Genomic DNA, 12,965 nt, shown 5'->3' with positions numbered 1-12,965 from the left:
CCTTCAGTTTCAGTGCAGCGATCAGGTCGGCGCGCGCGGTGGATAAATCCGCGTCGGCAGCCAGAAAATCAGCAGGATCAACGCCACGGCGACGCCAGCCATGCACACGTAGAGGTCGGACGAAGTCAGCACCACCGCCTGCTCGTGCACGCGGTGAGCGAGGCCCGGATCGCTGTGATCGGCCAGCGGCGAATTGCCGAGGCTGTCGACCAACATGGTCGAATGGAAATGCAGGCGCGAGGTGGTCAGCGCTTCGATTACGCCGGTAGCAACCACTGCCGCCAGCCCCTTGACGGTGTTGAACCACGCTGACGCGAAAGGCCCTTCCATCGGCGAGATACTGCCGGTCGACAACATCAGCAGCGGCAACACCGCCATCGGCTGGCCGAAAATCTGCAGCCATTGCAGGACGTAGAAATCGTCGCGGATCCACTGCGACGTCAGGTGCGAACCGCCCAGGCAGGACAGCGCGAGCATGCCAAGACCAATGCCAAGCACCCAGCGGCAATCGACCCAGCGTAAATTGCACAACGCCGCCACCAGCGGCAGCGCGATCAACTGCGGCAACGCGGCGATGAGCATGATCGGCGCGGTTTGCGCAGGACGATAACCCTGCACCTGCGCCAGATAACTCGACGGAATCAGCACCACCGCCAACAGCACGATCAGCACGCCGGCGAGGGTGATCAGGGCGAACATCAGGTTGCGGATGCCGAGCATCTGCAGCTTGAAAAACGGAATCGGCTGCGACCATTCATTGATCAGAAAAGCCACCAGCAGCAGCGAACCGGCACCGAGCAAGGCGCAGATCAAACTTGATTCGAACCAGTCCAGCCGATTGCCCTGCAACAGGCCTATGACCAACATGCAGATCGCCGGAAAGCCCAGCAGCAAGCCTTTCCAATTGAATGACTTGAGCCGCTCCAGGCGCAGCGGATCCTGCGGCAAGCCGTACGCCACCGCGGCCATGGCGATCAGGCACGGCACGATGATCTGCCAGAACGTCCATTGCCAGCCGACGTATTCGGTCCACAGACCGGCCAGCGGCGTGCCGAGTCCCGGGCCGAACGTCGCGGTCAAGGCGTAACCGGCCAGTCCGTAGAGTTTGATGTTGGCGGGCAAAAAGCGCAGCGCAACGGTCATCAGCATCGGCGGCAGCGCGCCGCCGGCCAGGCCCTGAAGGATGCGCATCAGCAGCAGACTTTCGTAATTCGGCGCGAACGGGCACAACACGCCGAGCACGGTAAACAGTCCGATGGCGCAGAGGGTGAAGCGGCGCAGCGAGAAGGTCACCGAGCACCACGGCGCGAAGGCCATGGCTGCGACAGACGTGGCGGTGTAGCTGGCGACCAGCCAAGTGCCTTCGTCATAGCCGATGTGCAGCGCGCCACGAATATCGGCGAGTGCGACTTTGGTGACCATCTCGTTGAGGCCCGAGACCAGCACGGCCAACAGCACGCCGACCAGACCAATGATGATCCGCGCCCCGAACACCGGTGGCGCAGCCGCCGTCGCCGGGCTGGTCGCAGCGAGGGGCGCCGTGACCGTCAGGGATGTCATGAATGAAAAGCTCCGGGGGTGGAAATACCGGAGCATTTTAGTGAGGCTTGATGCTGACGAAAATTGACTTATCGGCAGGTTATAAGTGCATCAGACACAACGGTGAATGTCTATGTGGGAGCGAGCCTGCTCGCGAAAGCGGTCGACCAGTCGCCATTGAGGTGACTGATTCGACGCCTTCGCGAGCAGGCTCGCTCCCACAGGGATTCGATGGTGCCTGATGATTTACGGCTGTGCCGCCAGCCACGTTTCATCGCAGCAGGTCTTGAGGGTTTCGCGCAGCCAGCGGTGGGCCGGGTCCTTGTCGAAACGCGGGTGCCAGGCCTGGGTCAGCATCAGCATCGGCAGCGGAATCGGCAGGTCGAATGAACGCAGTTTCAGCCCCAGCCGCCGTACGCTGAGCAGCGCCTCTTTGGGCACCGGCAGGATCAGGTCGGAGTCGGGTAAGGCAAACATTGCTGCGTGGAAACTCGGCGCGATCACCGCCACCCGGCGCTCCAGCCCCAGAGCATTCAGCGCCGTATCGATCGGGCCGCGAGCGATGCCTCGGCGCGACATGCTGATGTGGGAAAACCCGGCGTAGCGCTCGGCAGTGATTTCGCCGTCGAGCAGCGGATGGTTCTCGCGCACCAGGCCGACGAAGTGGGTGGAGAACAGGTTCTGTACCTTAACCTCCGGCGTGAGCGGCCGGGTATTGCTGACGCTCAGATCGATGCGCCCTTCGCGCAGCGCCTCATCGTCGCCGTCGCCTTCCGGGACGAAGCGCAGTTCGCAATGCGGGGCGAGCTGGTCAAGGGTGTCGAACAGCTTGCCGCCGTAGACGCCTACGAAAAAATCATTGGCGCGAATGCTGAAACGTCGACGCAAGGTGCCCAGCTCGACGCTGTCGGCGGAGCGAAAGAGCAACGCTGCCTGCTCGACCACATCGCGCACCTGTTCGCGTAACTCGAGGGCTTTGGGGGTCGGCACCAAGCCACGCCCGGCGCGCACCAGAATCGGATCGCCGATGGCTTCGCGAATTCTTGTCAGCGTGCGACTCATGGCCGCCGGGCTGAGATTCATCCGCCGCGCAGCACCGACCACGCTGCCCTCGTCGAGCAATGCATCGAGGGCGACCAGAAGGTTCATGTCCGGGAGTTGCATGCTGAGCACTCATTGCTGATCTGGATTGATCCGGACGCAATGCTAGCAGATCAAAAGGTCGCAGCCTGCGGCAGCTCCTACAGGGGATGGTTTTCCCATGTAGGAGCTGCCGAAGGCTGCGATCTTTTCAGGTCAGCGCTGCATACCCCAACGCTTGACGGTCACACGCTCGAGGGTATCGAACACCAGATTCTCCACCAGCAAGCCAATCAAAATCACCACCGCCAATCCGGCAAACACCTTGTCGGTGTACAGCTCATTGCGATTCTGAAAGATGTACCAGCCCAGCCCACCCTTGCCACTGGTCGCACCAAATATCAACTCGGCGGCGATCAACGTGCGCCAGGCGAACGCCCAGCCAATTTTCAGACCCGCGAGAATCGACGGCAGCGCCGCCGGGATCAGGATGAACAAGACCAGGCGCAAGCCCTTCAAACCATAATTGCGCCCGGCCATGCGCAGCGTCTCGGAGACGCCGAGAAATCCGGCATAAGTGTTCAGCGCCAGCGCCCACAACACCGAATGCACCAGCACGAAAATCAGGCTGTTCTGCCCCAGCCCGAACCACAACAACGCCAGCGGCAGCAGGGCAATCGCCGGCAACGGGTTGAACATTGAGGTCATCGTACTGAGCAAATCACGCCCCAACTGGGTCGAGACCGCCAATGTCGTCAGGGCGAACGCGAGAACGATGCCGATCAGGTAGCCCTTGATCAGCACCACCAAAGATATCCACACCTTGGCCAGCAACTCGCCACTGAGCACACCGTCAAACAAGGCCTGTGCGGTTTGCAGAAAGCTCGGCAGCATCAGGTCGTTGTTCTGAATCCGCGCGACCACTTCCCAGATAATCGCCAGCACGATCAGGATCAGGCTTTTGCGCAGCCAGCCCTGTTGCCACAGGCGCATGCCGAGCGGCAATTCGCGCTCGACCGGCACTGCGGTGAGCGGCTCGAGCACTGTTTCGAATTCTTCACGCACGGATGATGAATGGCTCATCGGGTAGTCCTCCTGGCCGCTCAATAGGCGATGCGAATGTCGTTGAAGTCATGCTCACGTTCGGTCTCCGGCGCCTGGCCTTCATCGAACAGCAGACGATGAATGCGCCGTGCCGATTCCTGAAACGCCACGCCACCAAGGCTGTGCAGATCGTATTGATGGCTGTGTACTTCGGCGCGCACCCGCCCCGGATGCGGCGACAGCAACAGGATGCGATTGCCCACCACCAACGCCTCTTCGATCGAGTGGGTGACGAACAACAAAGTGAAGCGCACCTCTTCCCAGAGCAGCAGCAATTCCTCCTGCATCTTGCGGCGGGTCAGCGCATCGAGTGCAGCGAAGGGTTCATCCATCAAGAGGATTTTCGGCTGCATGGCCAAGGCCCGGGCGATCGCCACCCGCGCCTTCATGCCGCCGGACAAGGTGTGCGGATAGGCGTCGGCGAACGCCGCCAGGCCGACCTTTTGCAAATAGTGCAGCGCGCGTTCTTCCGCGTCTTTCTTGTTCAAGGTGCGCGAGGCCAGCAACGGGAACATCACGTTTTGCTTCACGGTTTTCCACGGCGGCAACTGGTCGAATTCCTGGAACACCACAATGCGGTCCGGCCCCGGTGCATCGACGCGCTGACCTTGCAGGCGGATCTCGCCTTCGCAGGGCTGGATGAACCCGGCGACCGCTTTGAGCAGGGTGGATTTGCCACACCCGGACGGGCCGAGCAGGACGAAACGATCAGCCGGATCGACGGCGAAACTGACCTGGTGAGTGGCGCGCACCACGCGTTGCGGCGTGCGGTATTCAAGGCTGACGTGATCGACGGCCAACAACGCTTCGCTCTGGGCGATCGGGTTGCTGGCCGCGTGGCCTGGCAAAGGGGCGTTCATGGTCGATCTCCGGCAAATCAGAAAGGCGCGTCGCCCTGAATGGTCGTGCGATACAGCTTGCGGCGCAGATGCGCAGGGCAGCCGGCGGCGAGGTGGATCAGCGAACGGTTGTCCCAGAACACCAGGTCATGCGGTTCCCACTGATGGCGGTAGATGTTTTGCGGCAGCACGCTGTGGGCGAAGAGTTCGCCGAGCAGCTGGCGACTTTCGTCTTCCGGCAGGCCGACGATGCGCGTGGTGAAGCCTTCACTGACGAACAAGGCCTTGCGGCCGTTTTCCGGGTGGGTGCGCACCACCGGATGCACTACTTCTGCGACCTGGGCCAGTTGTTCCGGGGTCAGGGTCGGGCGCCAGTTGCCTTCGAATTTGGTTTCGCTGTAGCGCGCGGTGTAGGAATGCGCAGCGGAACGTCCTTCGACCGCAGTGCGCAACGCAGCGGGCAAGTCGTCCCAGGCTTTGTGCATGTCGGCAAACAGCGTGTCGCCGCCCTCGGCGGGCAGCTCCTGGGCGTGCAGCATCGAGCCGAGACTCGGCAGCTCTTTATAGGAAAGATCGGAATGCCAGAACTTGCCGGCGTCACCGAGACCGATGTTCTGGCCGTTCTCGATGATGTTGGAAACGATGAGAATTTCCGGGTGATTGGCCAGCAGGAACTGCTTGAGCACGTGGATCTGCAACACGCCGAAGCGACGGCTGAAATCGATGTGCTGTTGCGGGGTGATCTGCTGATCGCGAAAGACCACGACGTGGTGATCCAGGTGCGCGCGGTGAATGCGCGCAAAGTCCTGGTCATTGACCGGTCGGCTGAGGTCGAGACCAACGATCTCGGCGCCGACGGCACCGCTGAATGGACGAATTTCGAAAAGTTGTGGCGCGGCAGTTGCGGCGCTTTCGGTGGCAGTAGCGGCGGACATCAATCATCTCCCACGCACGGCGCGCTCACGGACGCGCACGTCGATCAGACACTCACGCTGGATTGCGTGTCGGTTCAGGTCGTGCGGCGCGCCGATTGGTCGGCAGGTACGCAGGTGGGTGACTTTATAGCTATAAGAATTGAAAATTAAATACCGTTAATGAATAACGATATGGCGAATGGTGAGGGGGTGGGGTGACGATTTGTGTCACTTCCCGACGGATATGTAGAGTCTGAGCGGACGCCTTCGCGAGCAGGCTCGCTCCCACAGTTGAAATGCGATCTCCTGTGGGAGCGAGCCTGCTCGCGAAGGGGCCGTCAGCAGCGCTGAAGATCTAGCGCTCGTGCAACGCCTCGGCTCGCGCCCGGATGATCGGCTTCAGCAAATAGCTCAACACCGACTTCTTGCCGGTAATGATATCCACTGACGCAACCATCCCCGGAATGATCAGCAATGGCTTTTCATCCGTGCCCAGATGACTGCGCTCGGTGCGCACCTTGATCACGTAATAGGTGGTTTTCTTGTCTTCATCAGTAATGGTGTCGGCACCGATCTGCTCCAGCTGCGCCTTGAGCCCGCCGTAAATGGTGTAGTCATAGGCGGTGAACTTGACGATCGCTTCCTGCCCCGGGTGCAGGAAGGCGATGTCCTGCGGACGGATCTTGGCTTCGACCAGCAGGGTGTCGTCCAGCGGCACGATTTCGACCATGTCGCTGCCCGGCTGGATCACCCCGCCGATGGTGTTGACCAGCAACTTGTTGACGATACCCCGCACCGGTGAGGTAACCAAAGTACGGCTGACGCGGTCCTCCAGCGCCTTGCCGGTGGCCTGGGCCTTGTTCAGATCGGTGCGCGCTTCGTTGAGCTGGGTCAGCGCTTCGCTGCGGAATTTGCCCCGGGTTTCGTCGATCTTGCGCTGCACTTCCTTGATCGCCGATTCCGCGCGCGGGATGGCCAGCGTGGTCGCGTCGAGCTGACCACGGGTCTCCACTTCGGCCCGCTTGAGGCGCAACACTTCTACCGGCGAGACCGCCCCCTGCGCCACCAGCGGCTCGGACATGTTGATTTCCTGACGCTGCAAGCCGAGCTGCTGACGGTACTGCGCTTGCTTGGAGCTGAACTCGCGCAACTCTTGCTGACGCTGGATCAACTGCTCCTGCAAGCCACCGATTTCGTCGTGCAATTGCTGACGGCGGCTGATGTACAGCGACTCTTCGCTTTTCGCCTGGCCCGGCACCGCTTTGAGCACGTCTTCAGGGAAACTCAGCGGGCGATCATCAACTTCCGCGCTGAGGCGCTCGACCCGCAGCAGCATCGACAGGCGATCGGCCTCGGTTTCGCCAACATTGGAGGCAAAACGCGTGTCGTCGAGACGAATCAGCGGCGCGCCGGCCTCGACGATCTGGCCTTCCTTGACGAACAGTTCGGAGACGATACCGCCCTCCAGGTTCTGGATTTTCTGGATTTTCGAAGAGGGAATTGCCTTGCCGTCGCCCTTGGTCACTTCGTCGATCACCGCGAAGTTGGCCCAGAGCATCAGGAACACGAAGAAGCCGATGATCGCCCAGATGGTCAGGCGCACGACGCGCGGGGCGTCTTCGATCAGCGCCTTGTTGACCTCCGGCAGCGGCTGGCCCTGCAGCGAGGCAGAGCCCTTGAAGTAGCGACGGATCGACTCCTTGACACCGGACTTAAGCAACACTGATCTGCCCCTTCTTCAACGCTTCCATCACGGCGGCTTTCGGGCCGTCGGCGAGAATCTGCCCGCGATCGATCACCAGCAGGCGGTCGACCAGCGACAACAGCGATGCCCGGTGCGTGACCAGCACCACAGTCTTGTTTTCAACCACCGCCGCGAGGCGTTGCTTGAGGCGTTCTTCGCCGGTGTTGTCCATCGCACTGGTCGGCTCGTCCATCAGCAGAATTGGCGGATTGAGCAACAGCGCCCGGGCCAGGGCGACGTTCTGCCGCTGGCCGCCAGAGAGGTTCTGCCCGCGCTCGCCGACTTGCAGTTCATAGCCTTGGGGGTGCAGACGGGCGAATTCGTGGACGCCGGCCAGTTCGGCCGCCTGCAGGACAAGCTCGTCTTCGACATAACGCGCGCCGGACACCAGGTTGTCGCGCAGGGTGCCGGACAAAAGCTGAATGTCCTGCGGCACGTAACCGATGTTGTAGCGCAGTTCGCTGACGTCGATCTGGCGGATGTCCACGCCGTCGACCAGCAACGCACCGTCGTCCGGTTGGTACAGACCGACCAGCAATTTGGCCAGCGAGCTTTTGCCCGAGCCGCTGCGGCCGATGATGCCGATCTTCTCGCCGGGACGGATCACCAGGTTGATGTTCTTCAGCGCCGGGTTCTGTTGATCCGGGTAGGTGAAGCTGAGCTGACGGCATTCGATCGCACCCTGCAGAACCTTGCGGCTCAGCGGGCGCTCTTCGAAATTGCGCTCCTGCGGCAGCTCCATCATCTGGTCGACCGAGGTCATGGTCACCCGCGCCTGCTGATAGCGCGTGAGCAGACCGGACAGCGACGCCAGCGGGCTCAGCGCGCGGCCACTGAGCATGTAGCAGGCAATCAGCCCGCCCATGCTCAGGTTACCGGCGATGATCTGGTACACGCCGAAGACGATCATGATCACCCCGGCCAATTGCTGGATCAGCAAGGTGATGTTCATCGCCAGACCGGAGAGCATTTTCACTCGCAGCTCGAGGCGGCTGAGGGTGCCGATGGTCTGCTCCCACTGATACTGGCGCTCGCTTTCGGCGTTGTTGACCTTGACCGCGTCCAGACCGGCGAGGGTTTCGATCAGGCTCGACTGACGCTCGGCGCCCAGGGCCATGGTGCGCTCCATGGTCGCGATCAGCGGCTTCTGCAAGGCGTAGCCGATCAGCAGCGCAATCGGGAATGCCAGCACCGGAATCCATACCAGATGCCCGCCGAGAATGGCGATGACGATGAAAATCAGAATGGTGAAAGGCAGGTCGATCAGGCTGGTCAGGGTCAGCGAGGCGAGGAAGTCGCGCAGGCTCTGAAATTCATGGATGTTCTGCGCAAAACTGCCGACCCGCGCCGGACGGTATTTCATCGCCATGCCGACGATGCGCTCGAACAGCGTGGCGGAGATGATCAGGTCGGTTTTCTTCCCGGCCAGATCCAGGCACAGACTGCGCAGGCTCTTGAGGATCAGGTCGAAGATGTAGGCGCCGGTGATGCCCAGTGCCAGCACCCACAGGGTGGCTTCGGCCTGGTTCGGCACCACGCGGTCGTAGACGTTCATCACGAACAGCGGCGCGGCCATGGCGATGATGTTGATCAGGAAACTCGCGGCGATCGCATCGGCGTAGAGCCAGCGCGAACGCTTGAGGGTGTCGCGAAACCACGAGCGTGCCCGCGGGATCAGCGTGCCGTGGTTGACGTCGAATTTGTGCTGTGGCTGGGCGAAGAACACTTTGCCGGTGTAATCGTCAGTCAGCAGTTCGCGGCTGACCACCGATTCGCCGCCATCGCTTTCGCTGAGCAGCACCCGCGCATCGTTTTCGCCCTGCCAGCCGAGCAGGACGGCACTGCGGCCATCCTTGAGCAACAACAGCGCGGGCATGGCGATCGCCGGAATCTCTTCGAGCTTGCGCTGCAACACCCGCCCCTGCAGGCCGGCGCGAGCCGCTGCGCGGGGCAGCAACTCGACACTCAAACGTTGTTTGGGCAGCGGCAGGCCGGTGGTCAGCATCGCTGCGCTGGCAGGCTTCTGGTGCAGCATGCACAGGGCGAGCAGACCATCCAGCAACGGATCGTCATGCAACGCGCGTGGATCATGGCTGAGTTGAACTCGACTGACTTCTGATTCCACGCTCGACACTCTTTAGCAGTTGAAAGGGATAACTCAGTTCATCCCAGGCAGCTGGACCTTGGGCTTCACGTCGTTCTGCACAACGGATGCCAACGGTGCGACCACTCCCTGGCTTTTGAGTAATTGGCCCATGGTCGCCTTGATTCGGTACTGAGTAAATAACTGAATGTTCTTGATTTCCGCCAGACGCCGCGAGGCGGTGAACAACTCGTTTTCGCTGTCGAGCAAGTCCAGCAGGGTGCGTTCGCCGAGGCTGAATTGACGCTGGTAGGCGGTACGCACCGAGGTGCTGTGATCGACGTACTGCTGGGCAATCGGCACCTGGGCGTTGGCGTTGTTCAGCGCGTTCCAGGCCAGGCCAAGCTCTTCGTTCAACTGACGCAGGGCGTTGTTGCGGATATCCAGCGCCTGGTTGGCCAGGTACGACTTGGCTTCCAGATCAGCTTTGTTGCTGCCGCCGGAATACAGGTTGAAGCGCATGCGCAGCATGGCCTGCCATTCGTTGTTGTGGCCGTTCTGGCCGTCGAGATCGTTATCGGCGGTGCGGCCCAGTTCGGCGTCGAAGCGCGGGTAGAAGGTCGATTTCGCGGTGGCGAACTGCTTTTCGGCAGCGGCGATGTCCGACTCGGCGGAGCGCAGGATCGGGCTGTTTTCCAGCATCTGCGCACGAGCTTCATTGAGGTTGGCCGGCATCATCGCCATGAACGGCGCCGGGCGCTCGAGCTGGTCTGGCATCTGGCCGACGGCGCTGAGGAAGTTGGTTTCTGCATCGGCGAGGTTGGTCTGTTCGGTGATCAGGTTGTTGCGGGCTTGGGCCATACGGGCTTCAGCCTGATCAAGGTCGGCACCGCTGCCGACGCCGCGCTGGGTGCGCAGCTGGATCTGGTCGTAGATGCGCTGGTGGCTCTTGAGGTTTTCCTCGGCCAGACGCACGAATTCGCGGCGGGTCAGTACGTCCAGATACACCTGGGCGACGGTCAGCGCGGTGCGCTCGGAAGTGCCCAACAAGGAATAAGCACGGGAGCTGACGTTGGCTTGTTGACGCGCCACTTCGTTAGACGTCGCAAATCCGTCAAAAACCATTTGCGAGAGACGTAAACTTGACTCGCTGCGGTTCAAAGTCTCCCAGTGATTGCCGCCACCGTTCGCTCGGGTCGTCACGCTGTCAGTGCCTTCACGGCCATAGCCGCCCAGCAGATCGACCTTGGGCAGGTATCCCCCTTTCGCCGCCTTTAATTGATAATCCGCCGCCAATCGACTGTTGACCCCCGCCTGAATCTCCGGATGGACATCCAGTGCCTGTTGCATGGCTTCTGGTAAGGATTGTGCTTGTACGAAAGAGGCGGCGAGAGCGAAGGGTGCGGCAAGGAGCAAAAGCGAACGCATGGTTGGAATTTTCCCGGAACTTCTTGTCTTGAATCACAGCAGAAACGTGGCGCTGCGTCGGATGATGGCAACCCGAATGACCGTATGTCGGAAAGTTCAAAAGAGGAACTGGATGACACGCTGAAGGACAGGTCGCCGCGGAAATATCAATGTGACATTAGTGGGGCGATTGTTTAGGATGGCTCCCAGAAGGTCAATAGTTTGGCATAAAGTTAATCGCGAAAATATATAGCCAGATTATTGACGAAATACAGCGTCAACAAGTTATCCATTTTATCGAAAGTACGTCCAGACTGAAGTGGCGCCGACGCCCGTCAGGTCCATGGAAGTCAACTGAATGTGACACCCGGAGAGTCTTCAATGAGCAGTGTTGTTGCCGTCGTCAAAAGCATTGTCGGTCAGGTTTTCGTGGTGTCCCCAGAGGGCGTGCGTCGCGTACTCGTTGAAGGCGATCGCCTGTATGTCGGCGATCAGATCGATACCGGTCTGTCAGGCGCGGTATCGCTGGAACTGGCCGATGGCCGCACGCTCGATCTGGGCCGCGACACCCAGTGGAGCGCCAGCTCGCCTGACTCCAGCACTGACCTGGCCGAAGCCACCGCGCAGGCGGCACCTTCTGTTGAAGAACTGCAGCAAGCCATCGCCGCCGGTGTCGACCCGACCACCGCACTCGAGTCCACCGCGGCCGGCCCGACCGCCGCAGGTACCGGTGGTGCTGCCGGTGGTGGTCACAGCTTCGTCATGCTCGACGCCACCGCTGGCCGCGTCGATCCGACCATTGGCTTCCCAACGGCGGGCATCAACGCTGCCGGGCAAGTCGCGCAGGACACTACGGGCGGCCTGACCACAGACACCACCACCAACGCGCAGCGTGATTCGACCCTGAGCCTCAGCGCCACGCCGACCATCACCGAAGCCGGCGGCGTGCTGGTGTACACCGCGACCCTGACCCAGGCGCCGCTGACCGACCTGACCATCACCTTGTCCAATGGCGCGGTGATCGTCATCCCGGCCGGCGCCACCACCGGCACCGTCAACGTGCCAATGGCACCGAACGACACGGTCTATAACGACCCGACCCAGATCGACGTGACCGTCACCGGCACCAGCGGCGGCAACGGCATCACCGTGACCCCGCCGACCGTCCCGGCGACCACGCAAGTCACCGACACCGTCGACACCACTACCGTTACCTTGACGGCTGGTTCGAGCGTCACCGAAGGTGGGCAGATCACTTACACCGCGACATTGACCAACCCGGCGCAAACCCCGGTGACCGTCACCCTGTCGAACGGTTCGACTATTACCATCGGCGCTGGCCAGACTACCGGCACCGTCAACGTGCCGACCCCGGCCAATGACGTCTATAACAATGGCAGCACCGTTACGACGACGATCACCGGGGCTACCGGTGGCAATTTCGAAAACCTGGTGCCGAACGCAACGCCAGCCGTTACCACGATTACCGACTCGGTCGATAACACTGGCCTGACCCTGACCGCGACCAACAACATCGTCGAAGGCGGTCAGATCACTTACACCGCGACCCTGACCAACCCGGCTCAAACCCCGGTAACCGTCACGCTGTCGAATGGCTCGACCATTACCATTGGCGCTGGCCAGACTAGCGGCACCGTCAACGTGCCGACCCCAGCTAATGACGTCTACAACAATGGCAGTACCGTTACGACCACGATCACTGGCGCTACCGGCGGCAACTTCGAAAATCTGGTGCCGAATCCGACGCCAGCCGTTACCACCATCACTGATTCGGTTGATAACACCGGCCTGACTCTCACCGCGACCAACAACATCGTTGAAGGTGGCCAGATCACTTACACCGCGACGTTGACCAACCCGGCGCAGACCCCGGTAACCGTCACGCTGTCCAACGGCTCGACCATCACAATTGCTGCGGGCGAAACCGTCGGCACCGTCAACGTGCCCACAGCGGCCAACGACGTCTACAACAATGGCGGCACCGTCAGCACCACGATCACTGGCGCTACCGGTGGCAATTTCGAAAACCTGGTGCCAAGCAACACGCCTGCGGTTACCACGATCACCGACTCGGTCGACAACACCGGCCTGACCCTGACCGCGACCAACAACATCGTTGAAGGCGGTCAGATCACCTATACCGCGACCCTGACCAACCCGGCGCAAACCCCGGTGACCGTGACTCTGTCCAACGGTTCGACCATTACCATTGCCGCCGGCGAAACCGTCGGCAC

9 protein-coding genes are annotated in these 12,965 nt (G+C 61.2%); 1 reads left to right on the top strand and 8 read right to left on the bottom strand.

Features of this window, described 5'->3' with window-relative positions; all coding sequences use genetic code 11:
* Window positions 1-21 precede the first annotated feature (21 nt).
* From AC0Z4S_RS03780 to AC0Z4S_RS03745, 8 genes are all read right to left on the bottom strand, one after another.
* The gene (locus AC0Z4S_RS03780; protein ID WP_485622111.1) at window positions 22-1,560 is read right to left on the bottom strand and encodes an MFS transporter; all 1,539 of its coding nucleotides are present in this window, start codon (window positions 1,558-1,560) and stop codon (window positions 22-24) included.
* A gap of 225 nt (window positions 1,561-1,785) precedes the next feature.
* The gene (locus tag AC0Z4S_RS03775; RefSeq protein ID WP_016772273.1) at window positions 1,786-2,703 is read right to left on the bottom strand and encodes a LysR family transcriptional regulator; all 918 of its coding nucleotides are present in this window, start codon (window positions 2,701-2,703) and stop codon (window positions 1,786-1,788) included.
* Window positions 2,704-2,835: 132 nt separating this feature from the next.
* The gene (locus AC0Z4S_RS03770) at window positions 2,836-3,702 is read right to left on the bottom strand and encodes an ABC transporter permease (RefSeq protein ID WP_485622110.1); all 867 of its coding nucleotides are present in this window, start codon (window positions 3,700-3,702) and stop codon (window positions 2,836-2,838) included.
* Window positions 3,703-3,722: 20 nt separating this feature from the next.
* Entirely contained in the window at window positions 3,723-4,583 is an 861-nt protein-coding gene (locus AC0Z4S_RS03765; RefSeq protein WP_485622109.1) for an ABC transporter ATP-binding protein, read from the bottom strand.
* Window positions 4,584-4,600: 17 nt separating this feature from the next.
* Complete coding sequence (locus tag AC0Z4S_RS03760) at window positions 4,601-5,497, bottom strand: TauD/TfdA dioxygenase family protein (protein WP_485622108.1); 897 nt, start codon at window positions 5,495-5,497, stop codon at window positions 4,601-4,603.
* Between the two features lie 334 nt (window positions 5,498-5,831).
* Window positions 5,832-7,199 carry an HlyD family type I secretion periplasmic adaptor subunit gene (locus AC0Z4S_RS03755; RefSeq protein ID WP_471878398.1) on the bottom strand — a complete coding sequence of 456 codons (1,368 nt, stop codon included), beginning with the start codon at window positions 7,197-7,199 and terminating at the stop codon, window positions 5,832-5,834.
* On the bottom strand, window positions 7,189-9,345 hold the full coding sequence (locus AC0Z4S_RS03750; protein ID WP_042610144.1) for a type I secretion system permease/ATPase: 2,157 nt from the start codon (window positions 9,343-9,345) through the stop codon (window positions 7,189-7,191). The genes AC0Z4S_RS03755 and AC0Z4S_RS03750 overlap by 11 nt, the downstream gene beginning before the upstream one ends.
* Window positions 9,346-9,378: 33 nt before the next feature.
* On the bottom strand, window positions 9,379-10,731 hold the full coding sequence (locus AC0Z4S_RS03745; protein ID WP_485622107.1) for a TolC family outer membrane protein: 1,353 nt from the start codon (window positions 10,729-10,731) through the stop codon (window positions 9,379-9,381).
* Window positions 10,732-11,091: 360 nt separating this feature from the next.
* Between AC0Z4S_RS03745 and AC0Z4S_RS03740 the strand changes: the two genes are divergently transcribed.
* Window positions 11,092-12,965, top strand: a 1,874-nt coding sequence (locus AC0Z4S_RS03740; RefSeq protein ID WP_485622105.1) for a retention module-containing protein, incomplete at its 3' end; no start/stop codon positions are given.

It is taken from the genome of Pseudomonas sp. 1L-B-1-E-C1 (assembly GCF_057291835.1).
This window is presented reverse-complemented; position numbering and strand designations above follow the sequence as displayed.